Genomic DNA, 25,375 nt, shown 5'->3' with positions numbered 1-25,375 from the left:
TTTATCGTTGATGATAACCATCTATTTTATGAATAGTATATTCTGGAATTACAGATATTCTTAATTGTTCCCCTACATGAACATAACCTAAAAAACCAGGTGCTACTGCTGGCACTGGATCGTATCTATGTTGAACCACTCTGACAGTCTTATTTGGAAGAGCTTTATTGTAAATTTGACTAGCAGTAAGATCAAAGACTCTTGGGTCAGCAAAGGTTGCAACATGAAGATCTTGAACACCCAGTTTCTTATTCAAAAATAAAGCAGCTATTTTAGCTATAGCTCCTCCCATGCTATGACCTGTAAGATAGAACTTAAAATCTTTAATTGCTAGTTTTTTCTCATTAGCATGAGTTTCTAAAACATGGGAAAGACTGCCCACCTTGTTATCAAACGAGTCATGAAATGAGGAATAAAAACCATAATGTGCTCTTCCACCTTCAGGCAGGAACTCAAAAGGAGTTAACATTACACACATATCAGTTATAATATCAGCAGGATATTGAGTACCACGATAAGCTATAGTTATCTCTTCATCCTTTGTAAAGACAAAGCCAGCTAATGTTCCATTAGTGTAGTAGAATGGAATAATATTGTACTCTTCATCAATAAATTTAGCTTTAGTTCTATATCCCGATTGGGATAACTTTGAGTCATTATTACCATAAGTTATTTTGCAAAAATGACTCATTTCTAATAATTTCTTTTTGTTGAACCCTGCAATTTGTATTTCGTCTGGGTCAGGAGAATTAATCCATTCAAAGCTACCTAAGCTATCTTCAGATTCTGCAGAATAGTGCTGCAATTCATCCCCAATAGATTTTTTATCTTCTATTGAATCTTCACTCATTATCCACCTCAACATATTAATTAAGTATATTATTAAACCTTAATTTTATAAAGTAAATTGTTCAATTTTTAAAAGAGATCATAAGATTTTCTTTACCTATAGTGAGGTCAGATAAACTAATAAGTTTGTAAAAAATACGTCACTCCCCAGCACCAACCAAAATCCAAATTTACTCTCAAAACTACAAAAAGGTACCCATGTTTTAGAGAAAAAAGGCTTAAAAAGCTACATTGTGGAAAGTGAAACAGGGGATTATTTTATAGCATAATTAGATACAAAGGTATACATGTATGTAAGGTAGAATAGGCTGCTGTAGCAGGTTTAAGATTATGCTAAAATTAGAATAGAGAAAAGTTCATATAAGTTGCTATGGTGGACCATTCCAGTTTCTCAAAACTTGCTCTCTGTTTCGCCCTTTAATACTGTAAAATGGGTTATAGTAGTATATTCTAGTAATAGTATAAAGTAATGAAGGTACTTACCCTTCAGAGAAAGAGGAGAGTAATAACAGGTAAAGTTCGGTAAATATAACATTTATGCTCAGCGCTAACTTTAATCAAAATATATAATCAAGCTTCTTTTAAATTATGCTATGATACATTCTAAATGTCTTGTGTTGCTTTTTCTTTTCTAAAGTAAAATTAGGCAATTTTTTTCATCTAAATTGGTTTACATGTTGTTATAAAAGTACTTCACTATATTAAAATTAGTATGGCCTTTTCAAATTTATGCTAACATAAACAAAATTATATTTTTAATATTCATTTTAAAGGAGGTAATTATGGACCGTGGAGATATTGCAGAGGTTTTATTTTCTTGTATTAGAGAAGATGATCCTTATAGAGCATCTAAACTTCTTCAAATTGAACGTTGGTGTTATGTAAATTGGCATTTGCATCAAAGAGGTGGCAAAAAACAACATAATTTTATTGCACAAGTATTGTCTGATGAAGAATGTTGGGAGAAAGTTAATAATTTACATGGAGTGAAGCTCAATAGACAAATGGTAGGTAAGAAACTTATTTTGCCACCAGACTCAGATAACCCGTTTACTGATGCGAAAAGGTACAAAATTGCATGTGAGTGTTGCTTAGAAGAGGATGTGAGAGCTTTGTTTGAGGAAAGAAAGGAAGAATTATTATCTCAAGGTAAAAGTAGCTTATTAGAGTATGAGCATTTAATTGGGTGTTTCGGAGAAGGTGCTTTAGGGGAGTTTTGGTCACATTTTGTTGGTGGCTATACTTCTAGACTAAATTTGAAAGGTCGTCATATATATGAGTATGGGCTTGACTGTGCTATAGATTGCAGACAAGTGCAAGCAGTTGAGTTCTTTTGGAATAAGATAAAATCTTTGCCTGGAGATGAAATGAGTGCACAAAAGAAGGATGAAGTCTTAATGAAAAATGCAGTATATGCAGTAGGAGGTAATTTCCGTATTTATCCTGATATATTTGAATTTTTCTTTAACCAAATAAATCCTAATAGATATCCAGAGCTTTTGAAAAGAGATTTGGAAAAAAATCGTCATTATGGATCTTTAAATATTATGGTGGATATGCTGAACTTTGATAAATTTCAGAAATTGTTTGATTGTTTAAGACCAAGTGATATTTCAGAAGGTTGTTATCATACTCGTTTGTACTCTATAGAAATACAAAACTATTCAGGACATTATGTAGGTGCAGCTGAAAAGCTTTTCCTGCACATATGGACAAAAGAAGGGTTTGACAGTCATCGTGCTCTTGTAATAAATGAAGAAGTGATGGATGAATCTGCCCTTTTTCACAAAAATCTATTGGTACGTTGGGTAGAAAAAGGTTGTATGGAGGCTGTGTGGGCAGTGCTAGACAAACTAGATTCTGATCAAATAAAGGAATTTATGACATATAAGCAAGCAGATTACATACGCTCTATATTAGAGCAAAGAGATGATAATTCATTAAATAGATTTTTAGTCTATGATAAGTCTGTTGGTAAAGATCTCAACCAAGAAAATATGCCTGGCCCAGGTGGTGATCTATCTGAGATGAAATTTAGAAGGGTACACGGTCAGTCTAATTTAGGATTGGGTAAATAGAAAAAATTGTATATTAATAGGGGGTTTTATGCCAAATCAAGAAAAACCACAAGATTTTGAGTTAATAGAATTATTAATTCGAGAAGTAGGTTTAAATGTAGGAGCTAATCCAAGTACTTCAACTCAACAAGGAAGTGATTTTGAGTCTTTCAAGACAAGGTTTCAGTCATATATAGATCAGATTCCATCATATTTACATTCAGTAGGTAAAGAAGGTTTTTTTCCTCATTTCTTTTTGGGAAGCTTTTCCACCTTAGCAGATACAGAAATTGCAAAAAAGTTAAATATTGAAAAGATATATTTTAGTTTTGATAGTTCAAAAACTCTAAAGGTAGCTGTTATTAAAAAAGGAGAAATCAAAAGTCCAGAAGATGCAGCTGATAAGGTAAAGCTCTTTGTTATTGCAGAATCTGATAGCACAAGAAAAAAGTTTAGCTATGGTGAGTTAGATAAAGTGCTAGGTAATACTAAAGTTGCCAGTAATAATCTTATAAGGCAGGCTAGAGATGGGGATAAGCTTGGCATACAATTGGTAGAAATTACTAAAGAGAAAGATACCAATGGAAAAACAACAGGAATATCTGTTGATGTAAGAAGTAATAAGTTGGATAAAGATACTTCTATAACATATGAGTTTAAGGAAATAAAAAAAGGATTATGGAGTAATCCAGAAAGTGATATATCAAACCTAACTAATTCTGACAAAAAAGAGGTTAAAAAATCTTTTGACAAAATTCTTAAAAAGGTTGGTGGAATCCACTTAAAATATAAGGATTCACTTATTTATGCTAAAGAAGCACGAGAGGCGTCACATCATGGGTTTATAGCAGGAGCTCTTGTGAATTTCCGCTATAGACATAATCTTAGGGTTTATCTAGAGCAGTTTGCAGGAAGAGGTTACGCTGATATTGTTTTAGTGCCACGTGGTAAGGATAGATCGTTAAATGCAACTCCTATTATTATAGAGTTAAAAGCTGCTACTAAAGCAGAGTTAAAAGAAGGTAAAATAGGGGAAAAGAGTGGAACTACACCAGCTGCTGCTTTAAAACAGGCAGAAGATTATACTAAAGGTTTTCAACCAAACGTGATGAGAGTTTTAACTACTGCAGATGATATTTTATGTGTTGGTGTAAACCTTGATCATCCATCTCCCATTTCAGATATCGTTGCTAAGTCACGTGATCAAAAAATTATACCTCTTTTTAATGATATGTTAGGATCTATTGATGAACGAAACAGTGGTAAAATTGATGAAGGAGAGTTAAAAAAGCAAATTCAAAATAATATAGAACGTGTATATCATACATTTCCTGGCACGGGAGAGAAGGGAGATAATCATTATTTTAGTAGGTTTCTGTTAGGACAATCACTATTGTTAAATGAAGTTAAGGATTTAAAGACGAGTTTTGAAAAACATATTTTTGTTTATGAAGAAAACGTACCTACTGAAGTTCGTTTAGAAAGTAAAGGTAGAGGTATTCCTCAACGCCAAGCAGCCAAGAAGGCAGATGAAAAGTTAGCTGAGTCATCTAGGCTTGATGAAAGTCATGCAGTTGTAACAATGGTATTTGTTCCAGAAAGTGATAAAAAATCAGCTTATGTAATGAATATTGTTGAATCAGATGGAAAAGCTGAAATATTAAAAAAAGGCATTCCTCTTAATAAACTTGAACAAAAGATAGGAAATAGAAAGATAGTGGAATTAAATCTTAATTTTAATATAAAAGAACAAAAATCAGATTTTAAAAAATATTTTAGTGTTGAAGTTAATGAGCCTATTTTTCTAGGAGAGTATAATGGTAAAAAATCTGATAAGTTTAAAGGTAATTTTAAGAATGTTCCTTACCCTAAGGATTTTAAGAAAACATTTGATGAAGTACTAGTATCTCAGCTTGCTCCTTCACAAGATCAATCTTCATCAATAGGTAAGTACAAGAAGTTATTTGGCAAAGTAGGCGAGGCAATGTTACCTTTTAAAGGTTTAATAGAAAAAGAAGCACATACTCAGGCAGTATTGCATGGAGCATTTGACCATTATAGTGATATCAAGCTAGGAGAGCCACAACAAGAAGATAGAGCGTTAATATTAACAGAGTTTCAAACAGGTAGGGGAAAACGCATTGATATGCTAGTTCATGGTATTAAGTTTGCAAATCAAGCTAACAGTGCTAAAGAGTATGATCCGGTAGGATTGGAGGTCAAAGGACCAAGGGAAGGTAAGACAGCTGATGCATTAATAACAGAAGCAAATGATCAAATAACTAAAGAGTATACAAAAGGTGTTACTTATAAAACGCTCACAGATGGCAACAAAGTAGCTTTTATGGGTATTGTATTTGATAAAGGAGCAAATAATGCAAATTCTCTTATTTTAGTAAGTAAAGATGAATTTACTCCTGTTAAGGTAGTTCATAGCTCCATTTTTAGTTTTAGCCAATGTGCAACAAGAAAAAGACGTGATATAGGTATACCATGCATAGATTCACTTGATGAAGAAAAGATCACAGAGGAAGGAAAAAAGCAACTTATTAAAGAGTTGTTCAATGCTGACAAGGTAGTAGAAAAAGTAAAGAACATCGAGTTCTATGATCAGCTTTTCAAGCTTTCTCAGCAGATATCTGAAGGTGAAATTATAGACAAAAATGTTGAAGAAGCATTTGTAGCAAAGATTAAAGATATAGATCTAAATTCAATAGACCCAGAAATTAAGGATATTGTAAAGGAGATGAAGGATAATATAGAAAATAAAGAAGAAATAAAAAATATCCTTAGAAGATCCGGAGTAGCAGAAAAAATAGGAAAAGTAGCAGAAGGTGCAGGTCTTGCCTTTACGGCATTTTTAGTTGGTAAACATATAGCAAATGGAGATGTAGAAGGGCTAGGTTATGATGCATTAAATCTCTGGGTAATGCCAAAGATTGGTGAAAAGATCTCTGGAAAAATATTAGAGTTAGGAACAAAGCTTGATTCTCAGATGTTAAAAGGATTTGCCCCAGTTATGGGACGTGCTATAGGTAACTTTGCAGCATTTTTAGGGCTAGCAGAGTCAATAAAAGCAAGGCAGAATGCAACAGATCCTGTAGATATAAAGATTGCTGACTTAAACATCGCAACTAATTCCATCTTTATAGCTGCAGATGTACCTGCAGTTGTTACTGAAACAATGTCAGTAGCAGGTTTAGAAACCGGGGTAATAGGAGAATTTGCTGGTCCAGTTGGTGCTGGTATCTCAGTTGCTGCTATTATCATATCACAATTTGCAGAAGTAAAGCTTGAGGTAGAAAAATTAGAAGAGCACATAAATCTTACAGATCAGGAAAAGCATGACTTTTATTGGGATTTCTTTCTTGGTAAAAAAATACCTCATTATATAGAAGATAATATGGAAGTGAAAGAGATATATAAACAGTATATATCAAAGATTGTAGATAAATTTAAGAATGATCATTCCAGGATAGCTATATCCTTACCTCCCATTTCAGTTAAGAAAGTGGTGTATGCTACTAATAATCAGCTTCGTCAAAAGAAAAGAGGCGTAGTAGATGACATAGATAATCAGATGAAACATCTGTTTGATGCTTGCCGCATTAGAACACAGGTTGTTGGTAGAGAATTTGATTTTAACTTTACTGCTATTATGTCTTCATCTAACACAAGATACACTGGTCACTATTCTAGAATAGTTCCTCACTCTCTCGAAAACTACAATATTGTTTGTGGGCCGTATGGTGATAATATTAAGGAACAAGAAGTATCTAGAGAAATTTGGCATAAATTACCAAGTGAAGCATTATGCGATGATTCTTCACCACATAAAGATAAAGTGTTAAGTACAGTAAAAGAGAAATGGTCTTTACAAGAATATCCACCTCACTGCCAAAACGTAGTTATGTATGAAAATGATAGTCTTCATAAATATAAAACTGATATGTATTACATTAAATCTTTATACACCGATATACGTGTAAGCGAGGAAGACAGTCTTAACGTTATTTTTTTTGGAACTCATGTATCTATTTCTGATTTAAGTAAAAGAGGAAGTGATAAGGTGGAAAATAGGTACTATTTTATGAGCTTGTTAGAGAGCTGTAATGTACAGAAATCAGGCAACAATTTTTTTTACATAGAGGATGATAGGCTTTCTTGTAACTTAGGAATAAATAGACAAAAAAACATAGTTATAGTAAAAGGTGATTTTACAGATTCAAAAAATATACAATCTGTCGTTGGCAGTAACGGAGTTAACCATATAGAAACTTCTCATGCAGGTTATGTAGATGGTAAGGGTGGAAATGATACAATAACAGCAAAAAACTTTACTACAATAAAGGGTTATTTTGGTGATTCTATTTACGGAAAAGGTTTGGTATTATTACCGATAAATTTTAATGATATAGGTAATGTAACTCATGCTAATAATATAACAAACATCTACAATAAAAGTGGAGATTTTATAAGCGTGGAAAAACAGACGTTAGTAAAAACAGCAGATGATTTATTTGTAACTCCAACAAAAGTAGATATTAATGGTATAGTAACAAATTTACAAGTAACAAAGAGTGTAGGTAGCAATGTTATATTAGATGATGAGTTAGATAGTTTGCGAAAAATAGACAATTCAAACTTTAATATTACAAAGCAATTATCGACCACTAATTATCATAGTACTATAGGTAGTGCTAGTAATCATATTTTTTATCCTGATAAAGAGCATCATAATTTTTATTGGGAAGCTCCAAGCGATATAAGTCACCTTTATCTTTTTGATGAAAGAAATGCTAATATTACGATTGCTAAAGCAAATGGTATATTAGATTTTAGCCAACTAAATAGTACATTAAATGATATGCCATTTATAGAAAATGATAAGGGAGAAATAAAGATTAACAAAAATGGCCTAAATGTAACCCTGCTACCAGGTTATAAAGATATTACAGTTACATTCGACGGGGAAGAATATTACAAATTTCAGGATGGGGAACTAGAGCGTGATTATTGTTCTCACAGCTTGAAAATAGATGGAAGATTTAGCGTTAATGGCACTGATCTTTTAAATCATTATAATTGTTTCACATTTGATTCAGACAAAGTACTCTTTTTAAAGTTTAATAATGACTCACTGTTATTATCAGATAAGGAAGCATTATCAATATCGAACTACTATTCTCTTGTTCACGAAAATTGGGATTTATCTATAAAGTTAAATGATAATATTATAGAACCAGAAGAATTCAGAGAAAGAGCTGATAACCCTAGTTCTTTTAGGTATTACAAGCCAGATGAGCAAGGATTACAGATTTATCATAATCAGCCCGTTAATAAGAACGATATTGGTTTAATTGATTTAAGAGATAAGTCTATATTAGATTTCAATATGAAAGTTATTAATGATAGTCTATTACTGTTGCGTGAAGGTGCTGTCCTTGTAAAGGTAGAAAATTGGAATACCTATCAATCTGCAAGGGAAATGATCTTTGCTTTTAATGACGCAATAATTTCTAATTCAAAACGTATAGTTTCTTATTGTAATTCAGAAGATATTATAGTGGAATTTAGTAAAGAAAAAGCAGTTATATTGACAAAGCAGGTGTTTGATGCTGTAGTGCAATCTAACATTGATATAGCAAAAGACTTAGTCAAGAAAATTGAAAATATTGACACTAGGGGTAATTATGAATTGACACTTTTATATGTAGCTATTAGAGAAAATAGGTTAGATGTGGTTAAACTTCTTTTTGATAGAAAATATGTTAGTGTTGAAGGTAGAGATGCTTATTACCATACTCCTTTGCACTGGGCTATTCAGAAAGATAGATTGGGCATAGCTAAGTTTCTTCTTGATCAAGGTGCTGATATTGAGGCTAAAGACCAGTACGGTTGGACATCTATATATTATGCTATTTATAAGGATAATTTCGATATATTGAAGTTTCTTATAGATAATGGTGCAGATATTGAAGCTAAAACTATCAATAACGAAACACCTTTATACATGACTGTTGAGGACAATAATAAATTTAAAATGTTTAGGCTTCTTCTGGATAAAGGTGCTAACATTGAAGCTAAAAGCAAGGATGATTGGACACCTTTGCACTATGCTGCTTATAAAGATAATTTGGATGTATGTAAACTTCTTCTCGAGAAAGGCGCTAGTGTCGAGGCTAAAAATATTAACGATGAAACACCTTTACATGTAGCCGCTGAGAATAATAATAGATCTAAAGTCACTGTTGAACTTCTTTTAGATAAAGGTGCTAACATTGAAGCTAAAAGTAAGAATGGTTGGACACCTTTGCACTATGCTGCTTACAAAGATAATTTGGATGTATGTAAACTTCTTCTCGAGAGAGGTGCTAGTATCGAAGCTAAAACTAATGATGATGGGACACCATTAAATATTGCTAATTATACGAAACATTTTGATGTTGTAGAATATTTAGAAAAATTTAAGGAAGAAATGGAAAGGCCTGTACAGCGCAAACGCCGTCATCACCATGGAGATCATAATACTCATAATTTATCACGTAAACCTCTTTCTACAGATTCAAGTAATCAACTTGAGATAGCATCAAGTAGCGGCATAAGAACATCATCATGGATAAATAGTTGTATTGCATGGATGAAGGATTCAATAGGAGGGTTTTTTACTAGTAATTCCTATGCTAATGGTAAAAACAGAGTAAATGAAATAGGTTATAGTACTAATTATGAAAAGCAGCAAACATTTAACCATAAACCTCAAATGACTGTATTAGGAATAGGAGATAAATACTTAGCACAAGCTGATGTAAATGGCACAGTATTATTAGCAGATGTTTTACTAGCTAAGAGAGGTAAAAGACAAATATATACTTCTTCAATGGATCAAGGTTTGTCTCAATCGCAAACATTGAGCTGTATGTTAAATATTAGACAAATGTTTGAAAAAGCAGTAAAAGAAGCTGCATTAAAAAGTGGTATATCGGAACGTCGATTAAATATTGATTTTGCAGAGATAGAGAAGATGGAAAAAGAGATTAATAATAAAATTGCAAGAGGTAGATTTGATGAAATTTCTCAGATCTTAAAGTCATACGCAGAGAAAGCTTGTCCTAGAACGGAAAATGGATCTGCAGGTATGTTAAGTCCAAAGAAATTTAATAAGTTTATGGCTGAGTTTAATAATCTATCTTTAGATCAATCAATACAGCAAATTCTGTATAATAGTAAAAATAATGTACTAGAAGATAATAATGTACAAAAACAGCAAAGAAGTTCTAATTTAGAAAACAAGAAGCCTAAAAGCTATCTAGACAATATTGCTACTCAAGGTTATTTAACTCAAGTTAGGGATGTAATATAATAAAAAAGAAGGTGTATGATTACTAAAGGTAGAGCCAACTGATTTATGAAAATTAATCTCAGACCTACTTTAGGTAACATACACCTATAAAGCAACTATCATTCTTGTAATTTTTTGATCTCATCTAAAGATAAGCCAGTAAACTTGACAATAGTACCCACATCAACATTATTAGCCAGCATTGTTTTTGCCACTTCAATTTTCCCTTCAATTTTCCCTTCAATTTTCCCTTCAATTTTCCCTTCAATTTTCCCTTGTTGAGTACCGATTTGTATGCCTCTTTCTTCGCCAATTTTGATGCCTTGTTCTCTGCCTTCTTTTTTACCTTTTTCAGTAGCATCATCAAGTTTTTGCTCTAAAATAGCAGCTTCCTTCTGAAAATCTAAAATTCTTTCTTCATATGCTACTAGATCTTTTTCGGTCCAACCTGATTTATCCAGCTCATCATACGCTAGCTTTATTATTGGTTCCTGTTTTGCAATTTTCCTTAGATCTTCATCAGTTGTTTCTTCTGCATATTTAAAAAAGAAGCACCAGCGCTCTACAACTGTTTGAAGATGTTCCACTTTACTTTTTACAAATTTAGGTAACTCTATAAAAACAAACTGAAAATCCTTTAAGTAATGGCCATTGGTCTTAATGTCGCGAATATTATGGGTAGAGATATACTCAACTTCTTTAGGAAAAAGAGTACAATTGGAAATAGCAATAAAGAAAACTTTCTTAAAATCAATATAATTACCAGACTGTCGTGAATAAGCCTTAGCAGCATAAAGTTGAGCACGTTTTTCAAAGCCTTTATCTCTTGCAACCTGCATCTCCGCAATATATCTATTACCATGAGAATCCTTACAGAGAACGTCAACAATGCTTTGTTTATCAGAAGCAATCTCAGGATTCATAATAGTGCTAAGAAATTCAACTTCTTGTATTGCACTTTCTCCATGAAACTCTAAAATATCATTAAGGAAGTGAATAAGAATATTTTTATTCTTCTCAGTACCAAAGATACGTTTAAAGGTTAGATCACATTTTGGATCTAAAAACTTAGAAAGAGCCATATAAAGAAAGAGAATAAAATCTTAATAATTATACACTATTTAAAGTAACTTTACAAATGTAAAGCTAGGTAATAGACTGACCTAAAAAGTTAGGGATAGTGTGGCAATAATATTACTTGATGCAAAAACAGTAAGTCGGATAGCAGCTGGTGAAGTTATAGAACGTCCAGCTAGTGTGGTGAAGGAATTGGTAGAGAATGCCATAGATGCTGGTAGCTTAGAAATTGAGGTAAAAATAGAAAGTGGTGGGCGCAATCTCATCACTGTTTTAGATAATGGTACTGGCATAGAGAAGGAAGATATTGAGCTAGCATTTAAGCGCCATGCAACTTCTAAACTTAAAAATGATGATGATCTGATAGAGATTAAGCACCTAGGATTTCGGGGAGAAGCACTGCCTTCAATTGCCGCGGTTAGTAGAATAAAACTTTCATCTCGGGCAAAAGGCATGGATTCTGCTTGGAGCATAGCCTACGCAGGTGGAGAAAAGGTGATGGATCTTACTCCTGCTTCCGCTTTAGGTGGTACAGAAATTGAAGTGAGGGATTTGTTTTTTGCCACTCCTAATAGACTTAAATTTTTAAAAACTGAACGGGCTGAAACCCAAGCAATTGTTGACATTATAAACAACTTAGCAATGATAAACTCCAGCATTGGTTTTACTTTAAGCTCAAATAACAAAAGGCTTTTAAAATATAATAAGCAAGAATCACTACTGCTTAGATTATGCGAGATTGAGAAGGAATTTGCAGAGAATTCTCTTAAAGTGAGGGAAGAAGAGGATGGTACAGGCGTAACAGGCTACATCTGCAAACCAACAGTAAACCGTGGTAACTCTACTATGATCTATACTTTCGTTAATAATAGGCCAATTAAAGATAATATGCTCATAGGGGCCATAAGATATGCATATAATGACTTTATTCCCAGTGGCAGATATCCAATTGTTGTACTGCATTTAGAGGTGCCTTACGATCAAGTAGATGTGAACGTTCATCCCAATAAGCTAGAGGTAAGATTTAGAGATAAAAAGCTTATATATGAGGTAATTACCAGAGGATTAATTAAAGCCTTATCAACAAGATTAAGTGATAAGAAAGATATTCCTTTGAGCCCATTTGAGAAATTTATTGCCGATGATAAGATTAGTGAAAACAGTAAGGTAAGTAAGGATAATAGAAGGAATCAAGAATTCTATTCCAAAAGACCATCTCCTTTAGAAAGTTCATTAATGAATAAATTCCTATCTCCTGATTTAGAAACAAAAAGGGATAGTTTTTCAGTAGATAAACCGCACTCTTTGGATCTGCAAAAAGAGCTAAAACCTTCTCAAAAAACAGATATTTTAACTAAAGAGCAAATAAATATAGTAGAAGAATATCCTTTGGGGCTTGCACGCTGTCAAGTTTACAATACTTACATAATTGCACAGTCAAAGGATAAGCTAATTATTGTCGATCAGCATGCAGCTCATGAGAGGCTTGTTTATGAGTATTTAAAAGGGATAATAAAAAAGTCAGGAATCAAAAGACAAAAATTACTTATTCCTGAAACTGTAGTAATAAGTAGCTATGCTGGAGAACTTATAGCAAAATATAAAGATAAGCTTGGTGAAATGGGTTTGGGTCTTGAGATTGCCTCAGATACACTAGTGACAGTCAAAGAAACCCCAGCAATTTTTGGTGCAATTAATGTCAAAGAAACGGTATTGGATTTAGCCGATAATCTGATAGCGATGGAAGATACTTTACCAATAGAAGATAAAATGAAAAAAATTTGTGCAACCATCTCCTGCCATGGATCAATCAGAGCGGGAAGAGCAATGAAACTTGAAGAGATGAATGCTATGCTCCGGCAAATGGAAGAGACAGCATTTTCTGGCCAATGTAACCATGGTAGACCCACCTATATAGAAATGAAACTCTCTGACATTGAGAAGCTTTTTGAGCGGAGGTGAGTTTTACTTAGAGATACAGTGTGATTTTGCAATAAAACTTAAAAGTAATTGTTCAATTTCTTCATTTTTATTAGCCTGAGCGATATCCAGAGCTGTCATAATAATATCATTATAATTAACCTCTAAATAAATGTTTGCTTGCTTCTTTAGTAATAATTCAACGATTCTTTTATTGCCTTTAATTACGGCAAGATGTAAGGGCGTACAGTCATATTCTCCTTGAGCATTAACGTTAGCATTATTTTGTAATAGAATCTCTATAGCACTTTCACAATTATTTAAAACTGCAATATGCAGAGGTGTATTTAGATCTTTATCTATTACATCAACATATCCACCACTTTTTATGAGCATTTTAAGAATTTCATTATGGCACTCTTTTGCTGCTAAGTGTATGATAGTATTTCCCCAACAGTCCTCATAATTTACATCTGCACCATATTTTATCAGGGCTTCTACAATTTCTTCATAGCCGGATTTAATAGAATAGTGCAGCGGAGTTATATTATAAATATTTTTAACATTGGCTTTAGCACCATTAAGCAAAAGAATATTTAAGATTTCTTCATGGCCATTTTTACTAGCAAAATGTAAAGCGGTGTTGCCGTTTCTATCTCTAACATTAACCTTAATGCCTTTTTTTACTAAAAATTCTAATATACCTTTCCAATTATATTTAGCAGCCAGATGAAACAATTTTAAACCAAATATACTATTAACCAGAGGGTATAATAATGAGTTAATATATTTACCTTTATTAACTTTTCTCGCTATAGCATTTAAATCCTTATCAATCCCCATACTGACCTTCATAGAGCGTTATATATTAGAGCATGTGCTCTTCAGGGTTAGGATAGTATTAATATAATTGCTCTTAGCAAGAGAAATATTTAAGAGTAATACTCTTTATACGAGAAAGTATTTGGTAAACATTAAAAAAACTTCTGGTGCTGGATTTAGTAAAAATTTATAACATTTATGCTACCATCTTACAAAATTCTTCTATTATCCTTTGATTATCACTAATTATCATCTGGGCTTCTTGCTTTAAATCTTTGATATTTTTGGCAGTAGTATTGTCTATCTCAGCTGATGCAATTTTTAATTGAGATTGTATTCTTATATACTTATCTCCCATTACTTCACCCAGCTGATAATCAACAACATCAAGGCTACTGCCGAACATAACATCCAGCAAAGGTTTAACCCAAGTTATCTTACCAAACCTTTTTGAGCTACTATATTTTATGGTTCTTTCTAATGTACCTGTACCAATGGATAGAATAGTTATATCATCACTTGGGAATAACCTCTTAGCACTAGCGTAGCCACAGGCAGCAGGATTATTGGCAAAGATTCCCCCATCAATCAGTACTCTATTTATTTGATTAATTTTAAGATGTTTAGGGGTAAAGTAAGTGGGTGCTGCAGTTGTAGCTCTTAAAGCATCTTTTAACTTGATAAGATTTCTATCCTCTCGCCAGTTTTTAAAGAAGAAAGGACAATGATTGTCTATATCGTAGCTAGTTAACAGGAGATTACTTAAAGTATTGCTCAAAGTATCCTCACCAAAATACCCAGTTAGAACATGTTCAAGATTCTTATATGAGTACTCTGCACCATTAAACCAAGCAATTGCTTTTCTTAAAAAGAAGGATCTAAAGATATAAGACCCATACTTTTGATAAAGGTCGACTAAATCTTGAGCAGAATATTTAGGTTTTCCTTGATCATCTTTCTTGCATAAGCCAGCAACAACAATTCCACCTGTTGAGGTTCCGACCATTAAATCAAATATTTTAGCAATAGGTTTATTTACTCTACACTCTATTTCTGCTAAAATGATGGCTGGAATAATACCTCTAATTCCACCTCCATCAACTGAGAGAATGTATTTTTTCATATGAATGTTAGATATTTATTAATTTTATTAACGTGTTTGTCTCTATCAGGATGTGTCAATTTTCTACCTTCATTTTGCCCAAAAACTTCAGTTTGCTTTACACCGGGCAATCAATGCACTAAACGTATAATTGATGCAGTAAATCAATCTAAAAAATCTATATTGGTTCAAGCTTATATATTTTCCTCTAAACCAATTGCGCAATCTCTAATTACAGCGAAAAACCGTGGTATTGACGTTAAAGTAATTTTAGATAAAACACAAATTCACTCAAAATATAGTGTGATCAATGAACTGTTTCAATACAAAATACAGATTTGGATTGACCTTAAACCATCAATATCACACAATAAGATCATTATTATTGATAATCAAAAAATCATAACGGGGTCATTCAATTTTACTGCATCTGCTGAATTAAGGAATGCTGAAAATTTATTGATTATTACAGGCAATCATGCATTAACTGAAAAATATGTAGAAAATTGGAAGGAGCGCCAATTGCAGTCTAATCCTTATACACCAGCTGGAAAAGAATAATTATTACCTTGAGCTAGAAATTTGAATTTTAAACTCATCTAATTCTTCAGAGAGGTTTTTTACTCTTTCCTCAAGTATCAATACTTTTTCTATTAATCCATGTTCAATTAATTTATCATGCATGTGTACTCGAAAATCAAGCTTTGCGAGCCACCAGATTGTTGCCACTGTTTGTATTACCATTGTTATAATTACTGCTATTGGGATTTTTCCTATAGTTTGGTTTTTCATGCTTCTCCTCATTGCTAAAATGGTTTAAATTTTGATTAAAGTTTTTTGGTTAAAATGGGTTTAGTAAGACTAGAATGTTAGTATATATATTATCCTCTTTTGCTCAGTAGACTATTATTCAAATTTGTATTGCTTGTCTGCGTTATAAAGCAGACTTATAATCTCATTGTAGGGTTTATCTTTATTATGTCGTGATTCTATTACGGCCATATCTCTAGGATTTTTTTCGTCGTTATCTCTCACGTTAGGATTTGCTCCTTTTTTTAATAAAAGTTTAACAATCTCTAAACGACCTACATACGCAGCATGGTGTAAGGCTGTTCTTTTGCTTGTACTGCCATTTGTAGCGTTAATATCTACCCCTTTCTCTACAAAAAACTTTATAATTTCCAAACACCCTCCTCTTGCAGAATGAATTAGTGTTTTTGAACTAACACTTGAAGTACTATTTATGTCTAGTATATCCTGTACTAAGAATTTTGTGATTTCTAGATTACAACCTTCTGCAGCAACTTGCAATATTTGTTCATAATTGTTGGTAGCTTTTACTTTCATGCAATAATAAGTAATAAAAACACATATTACTGTTACTACAAGCCATATAAGGTTTAGACTGTTTTTTACATTTTTATTCGGCTTGTTCATATTTAACATTTTTTCTACATTAAATAGATAATTTATTTAATTTTTCTTAACCCTTTTATTTGTTAGATGCCACTAATGCAGTAAGATAACCTCTGCTATTTAAAGTATGTTCTACTTTGTTTATCATCCACGTACCATCTATTTCTTTGCCAAATTCTGCAAGATTAAGTCTAGCTTCAGTAAAAACTCGAGGATTACCTGGTATAGTTATATCTAAGGTTGCTGTGCTACGCCTTAGTTGTTTTAATTTTGCTTGAGCTGCACCTAGTGCTAATTCTGAGCTTGAGTAAACTTCCCGCATGACATAACTTGGACTACCAACTCCAGCTGTTTCTGAAATAGTTTCTCCCTTTTCGTAATTATACCATTTTGCTATCACAGAATTATAACGATTGCGTACAGTAAAACATGCTTGCCAGTTAATTACATCTTGAGGGGTGATAGCTATTGCTTCTAAAGTTTTCCCTGATACTGATTTTGACTTTCCTTTAGAGACAAAGATTATATATCCACCTATAGGCTTAACTATTGCTCCATGTTCTCTAGCTATTTTAGTTAAAAAACTCATATCACTCTCATTGATTTGATAAGTATGCCGCACTAAGATATCTTTGAACTCTGTAGCAACTTTAGCTCCATAACCATGCTTTTGTGCTATTTGTTCTACTAAATCACCTAAAGTAATCTGATGCCACTGTTTTGATACCTGTTCTTTTAAAGACTTCTTTAAATTAGCAACATGAGCTTTAATCCTTACTGTTTGTGGTGGACTTTGTATTATTACTTCATTGGCTACATAAACTCCCATGGGAAATAACCCTGTCTCCTTATATCCAAGAAATACCTTTAAATTACCTGCAAACTCTAAAGCACCATTTTCATAATTAAAACATATCTCAGCTTCATCACTGGTAGTGCCAAGTTCATCAGTAATACGCAGCGATATTAACCTATTTTTCAAATTCTCTATAACAAAGCTTTCTCCTGTGATTATATTAAAATCAGGTATCATTTTAATCTAAAATTCTTACAATGGACTTTTGTAACATCTTCTCAAGCTTAGGCAACTTAATCTTAAGTCCTGCGGGCAAAAAACTACCATATTCTGCAAGTCCAGGATTTTCCTCTAACACTTTTTCCACAGCTCCAGAAGTAAAGCCATAATGTTGATGACAGATATAATCTAAAACTTCATTCTCTTGAGTATGGTAATACATAACGTTTTAAACTTAAGCTAAATTCAATCTTTCTTGGCAAACCAGAAGGGAGAAAGAATCTTTGCCTTTCTTCTATATGAGTAATAACAAAATGCCCAAAGATAAACCCTGAAGCTTGGGCTAAGATATGGGGTATTTGCTTTACCCATGACTCTCTCATATTAATTAGATCATTAAAATGCAGCTGCGGATAGATTATTCCTTCCAAATCAATATGTTCTACCCCTGAACCAATATTTTGTAATGATATTTGACCGATGCACTCAACTGCATGCCATCTTTGCTCTTTATAGTATCGTAAGCTTGTTGGTAAAAATTTATATGGTCCAAGTGACAGCATTAATAAACCTCTTCTACTATATCAAAAAGGGCGCCACGTGCTTGTTCTCTTATTCTTCTTATAACTTCATCAGCAAGACTACAAGTATCTTGATTAGGCTCTGCTTTAATACTGATATTATAATTATTAGTAATATGTTGAGTTTTATTGAAGGTTTTCTCTTCCTTATTTTCAAATTTACTCTTGATAAACTCTTTAAATATCTTGTCAGTATCGTCTTTAGAGTTACTCTCAGCAAACTTTTTCTCTTCAATAACGCTATTTACCTTAAAATTCTTAAGAGTATTATTTTTAGAAAACTCTTTTGATGTGCTGCTACTTAAAGGGGAATATACACTCTTTAAAATAGTGTTTTGAGCAGACTTCTTCTTAAATAGTGAAACAGTATTCTTAAGTGGAGAAATAGCAGTATTGCTTATCCAAGCAAAAGCCTCACCAATGGGTTTTATAATTGATTTAATATACTCCCAAAAACTAGCAAAGAAACTTTTCACCTTTTCCCAATTGCTAATTATAAGAGCTGCACCAGTTACAAGTCCTGCAACTGCTATACCTATAGGATTACTGATCACAGCTAGTGCTATGGTTTTTAGTCCTAAAACTACTGCTGGAAATACCGATGAAGCTAATTTAGTAAATGCTAGAGTAAGCGGTCCATGCATAATAGCTACTAGTGCTAAAGCTCCACCTTTAATAAAAGTGAGGGCATAACCTAGTCCTACTGCTGCTATTTTAAAACCAATCAGAGCAGTAGTAACTCCCACCACTGCTGTAGTTATTTTGGGATATCTCTCTGCAAATTGAGCTATGCTGGTAGATATAGCTTTTAAAGCTCCAGTGATTGTATTTAAAGTAGGGAGCATAACTGCACCTAAATTCATACCAACTTCAGCCATTGAATTTTTAAGCAATTGTAGATTATTGGCTGTAGTACTTGCACGATTATCAAACTCTTTCTGCATAGAATTTTCATAATCTCTTTCTTGAGCAACCAGCTCTATAGCTTTTTTATACTTATCTAAACTACCAACTAGCAGGGCAATATCATCTTGATACTCAAGGCCAAAGAGCTTGTATAAGATTTTAGAACGTTCCTGGCTATCTATTTTCTCTAGTGCTGCAAGAAATTTCATCAGTGCTCCTTGGGCATTAGATTTGATGGCTTCTTCAAGCTCTTCTACGCTTAACTCCATTTCCTCTAATGTCTCTTGGAACTCACTACTTTGCTCTCCTGCAGTTTGGAGTTTACTGAGCATAGCATTTATTGCTGTTGCCGCTTTAGCTGGTTGTTTACCTAAACTAATAAAGCTATTAGCTAAACTGCTTGCTTGAGTAACGTCCAAGCCAAACTGTTTTGCTGTACCACCAATTATATTTAAAGTTGCCACCATTTCTCTGGCTTTGGCTGCAGTATTATCAGATAAATGGTTTATTACATCACCAACTTTACCCATTTTATCAATGCCAATATTATAAACATTGGAGAGTTTAGCAATGGCATCACCCGCTTCTTCTGCCGTCATATCAAATGCGGTAGCCATTTTAGCTACTGTATCTGTAAATTTAGTGAGATCTTCTTTTGCAATACCAAGCTGACCACCACTAGCAGCGATTTGGGCAAGTTCTGCTGCTGATAAAGGTATAGTACGTGACATTTCTTTTAGCTTATTAGCAAAATCGGTAGCTTCGCTTGTATTAGGAGTAAATTCTACCACCTTCTTAACATCAGCCATAGCAGATTCAAAATCAATAGCAACTTTTAGTGGTGCTGCAAGTGTTACCCCTAATGCTATGGCATCTACCATTTGAGATCTAAGGTTTGCTCTCTGTGCTAAAACCTCTTGCTGTTTTTTTATAACTGAACCAAGTGCATGATAACGGCTTTTTAGCTTTTCAGCTGATGCTCCGAGTTTAAGTTGACTACGAACCAGAGACTCTATATTCTGGCCACTTTTTCTTATTTCTAGATTTAATTGGTAGAGGGCTTCTCTTTTGTGCAAATAAGCTGCTTTTGCCTTAGATGTCGATAACTTAATCTTATTAAATTCTGTTTGCAGAGCTTTACTTGGATTCTCACTGAGTTTAATTTGCTTAGCCAAAGATTTTACTTGTCCTTCTAAGTCTTTCCAGGATTTTTTGGCAGTCAATGAGTCACGAGTTAATTGCTTAAATTTAGATACTGATTGCATTGATAAGTCAAGTTGTTTGATTGTATTGCCAAGACGAGAAAGCTGAGCACTACTTCCTGCCATAGTACTACTAAAGCTACCATCAAGTATAGCACCTATTTTGATAGATAATGTTGACATTTTATTTCTACTCCAACTTTGAGCCAAAGAATGAACTCATCTATTTCCATATCTAAAAACTGCTCAATCCCGCCACCTGCAACAGAACTGAGCAACAATACATTTAACCTTAAGTCCTTTGTGATGGAAAAAAACCTCTTAATACTTCCTGTATTTTGACATAATCAACAATATCTAATTCTTCAATAGTTTCTTTGGTAACAGAAGCAAGGTTAGCAGTTAAAGCTACTTCTCTTGCCAGATTACTACCATCAAGACGATCTATAGCTAAGTAATCTCGCACTTTTGGACGTCTGAGAGTCAATTCTGAAATAGAAGTGCTGTCGATTGTAATTGGGTTGTTAAGTGTTATTGTTTGTATACCTCTCCCTAAAAAATTAATTAAATACAAGCCTACACTGACTTTCACATGACTAATTTTCTTGATATTAATATTTTAATAAAAATAAGAACTATTATCTTTGATAAGAATCTTTTCTGTGTTCAATTGAAGTAATAACTACTGTATGTGTTGAAGTATCTATGTAGTAAAGTATTCGGTAGGTACTTACTCGCAAGCTACGCTGTCCACTTAAATTATGTCGTAACGGTTTTCCAAGTCCTATAGGATCAACTGTCAAACGCTCCATTATTGCCTTTTTAATCATTGATTTTACTTTAGATGGAAGTGCAGGAATATCTTTTATGATTACAGACTCTGAATAATCTATATTATATGGCTTAATCCCAGAAGGCATTCTGATGTTTAACCCTCTTTTCTTTATAACGTTTATCAGCAATTTTAGATAATTCCATATCTTCAATTTCTTCTTCCATTAACTCAGTTAATAGTTTTAAAACAGATTTGTTTTGAGACTGAGAGATATTAACAAGCAAATTATTTAATTGATTTATAAGACTATCATAATTCATCTCAGCCATGTGTTACCTAATTTATAAGTTGACACATTTTAACATTTTTACGTCATTTTGTCAATTTTTATCATATTCCTAAAGCTGCCTGTAATAAAGCCAGCTGATCGACACCGTTGATCTTACGCATCATATTCTCAGCATCGATTTCAATGAGTTCTTTGCCTCCTATGGTAAGTTTGTAATAGTGAGCATTGACCATACATTTAAGAGTTCTCCAGGTTTCCAATTACCAAAATCAAGTTCTCTAAAGGTACCTCGTAAATTGATCACCACTGCTTCAATATTATTATTACCACTTCCTTGGAGTCCTCCCCTTAAGGTTAAAGGTACTGAATTGCCATCTGTTAAACCAAAAAGTCTAAAAAGCTCAGTGTCATACTCAGCAAAAGTAAGCTCAGCTTCAAGCTTTTCCATCCCCATATCAATACTTACTGGGATATCCATCCCTCCAGCTCTATATTCTTCAGTTTTGATAGTAAGTTTAGGTAAAGTGAGCTCATCAATGCGACCAGCATAACCTCGACCATCAACAAAGACATTAAAGTTTTTTAAAATTTTCGGTAACATAAAATTTATCCCCCTATTTAAATTTTAAAATATCTCTTTTATATTGCTATCAGCTAAGTACGAACGGAACGTTATCTGCTCAGCTGGATAAGATGGAGTAAACTTAAAATCAAAGTAAACCCTGCCACTTGTAATGTTTGCAGGAGTATTAAGCTCTGGTGAAGGATAACACTTACCAGCAAGAATTGCTCCTTGTGCCTTTAAATGTGCTAAATAAGAGTTCACACTTTCAATAACATCATCAATGTAGGTTTTACTAATGTTACGATCAACTGCCCAAAGATGAGCACGCAGAACACTATCATTGATTAAATCCGCTGTTCGTCTTACCGATAAAAATGCCCATTTAGGATCAGAGGAGCAGGTTCTGTTTCCCCATAATCTATAGCCGTTTTGGTGAATAATGGTTGCAACTTCATTCTCATTTAAGTAATTAGCTCGAGAGTTTAAATCACCTAAAGTAAAATCTATAGCTCGACTCGTGCCAAAAGTACCATTTATCTCTTGATTTGAAGGTAAAACCCAAGTTCATTGTTAACTTTAGCAATAAGTCCAGCAACAAATGGGCTTGTAGGTAAAATTTCTTCTTTACTATCAATAAAAACTTTAACCCAAGGATCAACTGCATAAACTCTGCTACTGCCAATACTTTTGCGATATTTAACTGCCTCTTCATCATTAGTATTGGGGCCGTCAGCAACTATAATTGCTCTTAGCTTCTCAGCTATGGGGATTAGAGCACTAATTACTGGATTTTTAGGTTTTTCAGTATTTGACTCTGTTTTAGATAACTGCTGAGTAAAATGAGGAGCAACCAGTATTCTTGGAGTCACATGTTTCACTACTTAAGAAAGCTTCTATACTTTGATATTCTCCGGTTTTTTTATCTATTCCTCCGATAATATTTTTAAGTGTTTCGCCATCTTTTAAAAGAGGATCACTATTTTTACCCTCCTCAACCCTAATAACTACTACCGTTGCTCCAATTTGTGCAAAGATTGCATTGATAGCTGCAGGAAGAGTACCCTTCTTACCAAGTTTAGCTGCTTCTTTTAAGCTTCCTGCAATCAGTGATGGTTTGTTCAATGGAAATACATTACTATCGCTGTCTGGAGCAGTACCAATAACGCCAATTACTGCTGATTTATTGGTACCTTGGACCTGAGGTTATCTCAACAACCCATGGAAGAATTGGTCATTCATATATATTTATCCTTTTTTAAGAAGCTTGAGTTTCTTTAATAAAATCATTGAGAATGTTTTGTAGCTCCTGGTCAGTTTTAGCTTCTTTAATTTTTTTCTTGGCTAAGCTTTCAAGCTCTTCACATTTTATTATGGCCTTTATCGCTTGGTTTACCCTTTCTTGAATCAGCTTGGCCATCTCAACTATCGATATGTCACGTACTTTAGCTAAAGGTGCAATAATTTCTGTATCTTGATTATTTAAAGGTTGCTTTGTTTCCTCTGCCTTGAGAATATTTCCTGCAGCTTGAGCTTGAATATCATATGATTTGGCTTTGTGATGAGAATAACCCACATATGGCCCAGTATAATTATGGAAGTAAATATTAAGACTTGTAAGTGCTGCAGATTTAGCATTCTGTAATAATTCTAGTTTTATATCCTCATCGCTACACTGTGCAATCTCTCCACCTTCCGTTAAACAATAGCTTTTTTGCCAACTAAAATCTCTTGGAGCCTCATGCCATCCCTCATCTTCTGGTTTACTTTCAAGGGTAGTGGTTTCAACTTGTTTATTATTTACAAAACGAATATAAATAGGCATTTTCTAGCTCCAAATCTGATAAACATATTCTAATCCTGGGCACTGCAAAGCCCGAAGTGTTCTCTCCCTGTCAATCTCAAGCCCAGTGGTTAAAAAGCTGCTACATAAATACCAAAGTACATAAATTGGGCGTAATAACTGCTAGTATTAGTGTAGTAATACGGTGAGGTATAAAGCACAATTGCTACTGTTTTCTCCGCCGGAATAACTATAGTAGCCGAGCTTGATAATTCCGTACTTGTGCTATTATGCTTTTGCACATTTTTCCAGGTCACTGTTGAAGTCTTTTCTTTATTAGGATTGATTGCATCTGGGGTACCAACAAATACTCCGGCACCCTCATAACCAGAACTCCATCCTGATGAACCAGTAAAATTTAATGTTCGAGTTATATCTTCTTTACTGGTGTTCTTAACAAAGATTACTCCCAGTAATGCATATGGATATTGATACACGTTTGTACTTACAGCGTAACGCAAATACATCTCCTTATAAAGAAATGTACCATTTGTCCCTTGAAGAAAATAAAGCTGTGGCGGCTTATAAAAACTACAATATCTAGTACTTTCCTTATGAGCCCCAGCAAGAAAAGCAAGCATGTAATTAGCACCGGTTGTACTACTGTACCATTGGCCAAGTTCACTAGAGAAGTTACTTGATCCCCAATTATCATTATATCTATTTAATATTCCAAATAATAAAGGTACTGATCCAGGTGCAATCATACTACGGCTTTTTATCTCCTTGCTTAAATCATCAACTGCCCCCTTAATTTGATCTAGATTCCCACTACTATCAATTGCGGCAATATTTGCATCTTTTCTCGTATCAAGTAATGATAAGCTTTCTATACTTTTATCATCGATGTTTTTTAATGATTGTTTTTCCAGCTGAGAAATAGCAGTTAAAGCCTTATCTTTAGTGGTGTCTAATTTATTTAAATGACTCGTTGCACTATCTAGAAGTTCTTTTAATTTCTCATCAGTTATATTTACAATATCAAAAACTGTGCTCTGTCCCGCTATAGATTCTAACGCTTTAGCTAAATAGGCTATCTTATCAGGGGTAGCATCTATTGACAATTCCTTAAGTCTTTGCTGCAGAGCATTAACTACTTCTTTGACGATGGTCATTTTATTTCCATAAATTTAAAAAAGTTTCAAAACTAAAACGGATAAAAGCATCTTTGAGATTTAAGTGTTCACTTTCTTGTAAGCTAATATCCTTATCTATTTTCATAATGGTGTTACGGATACGAGCTACGTCCTCAGCAGCAATATTATCCGGGTGCGGTAATAAGTATCCACGCTCTGTTTTATCATCTTGCATACTATGTAATGACTATTCTCAAATTTCTCACTTTAGGGCGATACAGTGCTGTACCACTTAAGACTAACTTCATTCTGGTACTACTTGCATTAAAATTTATCAGCACATGAGTTCTCTCTACCTGAGATTCACCTATTGGCTTGCCAGCAGTTAAATCAATCAATTGCCACTCTCCCTCAGCTTTTTGGAGGTAAACTTTAACATCAGCAGTGCCTGGAAGAACAGCATCATAAGTAACTGTGACCTTAGTATCTACTCCTGCAGGAATACTTCTGGTAACATAATCTGCAGACTCTAAAAGATTAC

General features: G+C 33.5%; 21 protein-coding genes and 2 pseudogenes. 4 read left to right on the top strand and 19 right to left on the bottom strand.

Going from position 1 to position 25,375, the window contains the following annotated elements:
- Position 1: 1 nt before the first annotated feature.
- The gene (locus AACL19_RS04475; RefSeq protein ID WP_339045317.1) at positions 2-850 is read right to left on the bottom strand and encodes a lipase family protein; all 849 of its coding nucleotides are present in this window, start codon (positions 848-850) and stop codon (positions 2-4) included.
- A 781-nt stretch (positions 851-1,631) separates the two neighbouring features.
- Between AACL19_RS04475 and AACL19_RS04470 the strand changes: the two genes are divergently transcribed.
- Both AACL19_RS04470 and AACL19_RS04465 read left to right on the top strand, forming a co-directional pair.
- Positions 1,632-2,927, top strand: a complete 1,296-nt coding sequence (locus tag AACL19_RS04470; protein ID WP_339045316.1) for a hypothetical protein — start codon at positions 1,632-1,634, stop codon at positions 2,925-2,927.
- A gap of 28 nt (positions 2,928-2,955) precedes the next feature.
- Entirely contained in the window at positions 2,956-10,269 is a 7,314-nt protein-coding gene (locus AACL19_RS04465; protein WP_339045315.1) for an ankyrin repeat domain-containing protein, read from the top strand.
- A 98-nt stretch (positions 10,270-10,367) separates the two neighbouring features.
- Here AACL19_RS04465 and AACL19_RS04460 read toward each other — a convergent pair whose 3' ends face one another.
- The gene (locus AACL19_RS04460) at positions 10,368-11,330 is read right to left on the bottom strand and encodes an Rpn family recombination-promoting nuclease/putative transposase (RefSeq protein WP_339045314.1); all 963 of its coding nucleotides are present in this window, start codon (positions 11,328-11,330) and stop codon (positions 10,368-10,370) included.
- A 100-nt stretch (positions 11,331-11,430) separates the two neighbouring features.
- Here AACL19_RS04460 and mutL point away from each other — a divergent pair, with 100 nt between their 5' ends.
- Positions 11,431-13,287, top strand: coding sequence for a DNA mismatch repair endonuclease MutL (mutL, locus tag AACL19_RS04455; RefSeq protein WP_339045313.1), 1,857 nt, complete (start codon positions 11,431-11,433; stop codon positions 13,285-13,287).
- 3 nt (positions 13,288-13,290) lie between these two features.
- On the opposite strand, the gene AACL19_RS04450 is transcribed toward mutL, so the two are convergent.
- Both AACL19_RS04450 and AACL19_RS04445 read right to left on the bottom strand, forming a co-directional pair.
- Positions 13,291-14,088 (bottom strand): ankyrin repeat domain-containing protein, encoded by a 798-nt coding sequence (locus AACL19_RS04450; RefSeq protein ID WP_339045312.1) that lies wholly within the window; start codon positions 14,086-14,088, stop codon positions 13,291-13,293.
- A 175-nt stretch (positions 14,089-14,263) separates the two neighbouring features.
- The gene (locus tag AACL19_RS04445; RefSeq protein WP_339045311.1) at positions 14,264-15,190 is read right to left on the bottom strand and encodes a patatin-like phospholipase family protein; all 927 of its coding nucleotides are present in this window, start codon (positions 15,188-15,190) and stop codon (positions 14,264-14,266) included.
- Between AACL19_RS04445 and AACL19_RS04440 the strand changes: the two genes are divergently transcribed.
- Complete coding sequence (locus tag AACL19_RS04440) at positions 15,191-15,730, top strand: phospholipase D family protein (RefSeq protein ID WP_339045310.1); 540 nt, start codon at positions 15,191-15,193, stop codon at positions 15,728-15,730. It abuts the gene before it with no gap.
- 3 nt (positions 15,731-15,733) lie between these two features.
- On the opposite strand, the gene AACL19_RS04435 is transcribed toward AACL19_RS04440, so the two are convergent.
- The 15 genes and pseudogenes from AACL19_RS04435 to AACL19_RS07070 all read right to left on the bottom strand — a co-directional run bounded on the left by AACL19_RS04435 (position 15,734) and on the right by AACL19_RS07070 (position 25,232).
- The gene (locus AACL19_RS04435; protein ID WP_339045309.1) at positions 15,734-15,961 is read right to left on the bottom strand and encodes a hypothetical protein; all 228 of its coding nucleotides are present in this window, start codon (positions 15,959-15,961) and stop codon (positions 15,734-15,736) included.
- Between the two features lie 114 nt (positions 15,962-16,075).
- Positions 16,076-16,606, bottom strand: a complete 531-nt coding sequence (locus AACL19_RS04430) for an ankyrin repeat domain-containing protein (RefSeq protein ID WP_339045308.1) — start codon at positions 16,604-16,606, stop codon at positions 16,076-16,078.
- 55 nt (positions 16,607-16,661) lie between these two features.
- Complete coding sequence (locus AACL19_RS04425) at positions 16,662-17,618, bottom strand: phage late control D family protein (protein WP_339045307.1); 957 nt, start codon at positions 17,616-17,618, stop codon at positions 16,662-16,664.
- A gap of 1 nt (position 17,619) precedes the next feature.
- The gene (locus AACL19_RS04420; protein ID WP_339045306.1) at positions 17,620-17,823 is read right to left on the bottom strand and encodes a tail protein X; all 204 of its coding nucleotides are present in this window, start codon (positions 17,821-17,823) and stop codon (positions 17,620-17,622) included.
- The gene (locus AACL19_RS04415; protein ID WP_339045305.1) at positions 17,798-18,163 is read right to left on the bottom strand and encodes a phage tail protein; all 366 of its coding nucleotides are present in this window, start codon (positions 18,161-18,163) and stop codon (positions 17,798-17,800) included. Before AACL19_RS04415 ends, AACL19_RS04420 begins: the two co-directional genes overlap by 26 nt.
- Positions 18,163-20,472 carry a phage tail tape measure protein gene (locus AACL19_RS04410; protein WP_339045304.1) on the bottom strand — a complete coding sequence of 770 codons (2,310 nt, stop codon included), beginning with the start codon at positions 20,470-20,472 and terminating at the stop codon, positions 18,163-18,165. The genes AACL19_RS04415 and AACL19_RS04410 overlap by 1 nt, the downstream gene beginning before the upstream one ends.
- Complete coding sequence (locus tag AACL19_RS04405) at positions 20,448-20,570, bottom strand: hypothetical protein (RefSeq protein ID WP_339045303.1); 123 nt, start codon at positions 20,568-20,570, stop codon at positions 20,448-20,450. Before AACL19_RS04405 ends, AACL19_RS04410 begins: the two co-directional genes overlap by 25 nt.
- Positions 20,571-20,581: 11 nt before the next feature.
- Positions 20,582-20,833 (bottom strand): phage tail assembly protein, encoded by a 252-nt coding sequence (locus AACL19_RS04400; protein WP_339046678.1) that lies wholly within the window; start codon positions 20,831-20,833, stop codon positions 20,582-20,584.
- Positions 20,834-20,927: 94 nt separating this feature from the next.
- Positions 20,928-21,275, bottom strand: coding sequence for a type II toxin-antitoxin system RelE/ParE family toxin (locus AACL19_RS04395; RefSeq protein WP_339045302.1), 348 nt, complete (start codon positions 21,273-21,275; stop codon positions 20,928-20,930).
- Positions 21,276-21,454: 179 nt separating this feature from the next.
- Positions 21,455-21,954: pseudogene (locus AACL19_RS04390) on the bottom strand (phage major tail tube protein).
- A 24-nt stretch (positions 21,955-21,978) separates the two neighbouring features.
- A pseudogene (locus tag AACL19_RS04385) lies at positions 21,979-23,106 on the bottom strand (phage tail sheath C-terminal domain-containing protein); the annotation flags it as partial.
- A 67-nt stretch (positions 23,107-23,173) separates the two neighbouring features.
- Positions 23,174-23,740 (bottom strand): hypothetical protein, encoded by a 567-nt coding sequence (locus AACL19_RS04380; RefSeq protein ID WP_339045301.1) that lies wholly within the window; start codon positions 23,738-23,740, stop codon positions 23,174-23,176.
- A gap of 89 nt (positions 23,741-23,829) precedes the next feature.
- Positions 23,830-24,873, bottom strand: a complete 1,044-nt coding sequence (locus AACL19_RS04375; protein ID WP_339045300.1) for a hypothetical protein — start codon at positions 24,871-24,873, stop codon at positions 23,830-23,832.
- A gap of 1 nt (position 24,874) precedes the next feature.
- Positions 24,875-25,069 carry a hypothetical protein gene (locus tag AACL19_RS04370; RefSeq protein WP_339045299.1) on the bottom strand — a complete coding sequence of 65 codons (195 nt, stop codon included), beginning with the start codon at positions 25,067-25,069 and terminating at the stop codon, positions 24,875-24,877.
- A 1-nt stretch (position 25,070) separates the two neighbouring features.
- A complete protein-coding gene (locus AACL19_RS07070; RefSeq protein ID WP_410519845.1) occupies positions 25,071-25,232 on the bottom strand; it encodes a hypothetical protein in 162 nt (53 codons plus the stop codon).
- Positions 25,233-25,375: the final 143 nt, after the last annotated feature.

The sequence above is a fragment of the Candidatus Mesenet endosymbiont of Agriotes lineatus genome (assembly GCF_964019585.1).
Classification (GTDB): Bacteria; Pseudomonadota; Alphaproteobacteria; order Rickettsiales; family Anaplasmataceae; genus Mesenet.
The sequence above is the reverse complement of the archived record's forward strand: the minus strand, read 5'-3'. Positions and strand labels throughout refer to the sequence as shown.

Coding starts and splice junctions, on each gene's coding strand:
- AACL19_RS04415 (WP_339045305.1), bottom strand. CDS start 18,163: ATGCTGTCACTTGGACCATATAAATTTTTACCAACAAGCTTACGATAC.
- AACL19_RS04370 (WP_339045299.1), bottom strand. CDS start 25,069: ATGCAAGATGATAAAACAGAGCGTGGATACTTATTACCGCACCCGGAT.
- AACL19_RS04465 (WP_339045315.1), top strand. CDS start 2,956: ATGCCAAATCAAGAAAAACCACAAGATTTTGAGTTAATAGAATTATTA.
- AACL19_RS04425 (WP_339045307.1), bottom strand. CDS start 17,618: ATGATACCTGATTTTAATATAATCACAGGAGAAAGCTTTGTTATAGAG.
- AACL19_RS04475 (WP_339045317.1), bottom strand. CDS start 850: ATGAGTGAAGATTCAATAGAAGATAAAAAATCTATTGGGGATGAATTG.
- AACL19_RS04380 (WP_339045301.1), bottom strand. CDS start 23,740: ATGCCTATTTATATTCGTTTTGTAAATAATAAACAAGTTGAAACCACT.
- AACL19_RS04470 (WP_339045316.1), top strand. CDS start 1,632: ATGGACCGTGGAGATATTGCAGAGGTTTTATTTTCTTGTATTAGAGAA.
- AACL19_RS04435 (WP_339045309.1), bottom strand. CDS start 15,961: ATGAAAAACCAAACTATAGGAAAAATCCCAATAGCAGTAATTATAACA.
- AACL19_RS04410 (WP_339045304.1), bottom strand. CDS start 20,472: ATGTCAACATTATCTATCAAAATAGGTGCTATACTTGATGGTAGCTTT.
- AACL19_RS04430 (WP_339045308.1), bottom strand. CDS start 16,606: ATGAACAAGCCGAATAAAAATGTAAAAAACAGTCTAAACCTTATATGG.
- AACL19_RS04420 (WP_339045306.1), bottom strand. CDS start 17,823: ATGTATTACCATACTCAAGAGAATGAAGTTTTAGATTATATCTGTCAT.
- AACL19_RS04375 (WP_339045300.1), bottom strand. CDS start 24,873: ATGACCATCGTCAAAGAAGTAGTTAATGCTCTGCAGCAAAGACTTAAG.
- AACL19_RS04445 (WP_339045311.1), bottom strand. CDS start 15,190: ATGAAAAAATACATTCTCTCAGTTGATGGAGGTGGAATTAGAGGTATT.
- AACL19_RS04450 (WP_339045312.1), bottom strand. CDS start 14,088: ATGGGGATTGATAAGGATTTAAATGCTATAGCGAGAAAAGTTAATAAA.
- AACL19_RS04460 (WP_339045314.1), bottom strand. CDS start 11,330: ATGGCTCTTTCTAAGTTTTTAGATCCAAAATGTGATCTAACCTTTAAA.
- AACL19_RS04440 (WP_339045310.1), top strand. CDS start 15,191: ATGAATGTTAGATATTTATTAATTTTATTAACGTGTTTGTCTCTATCA.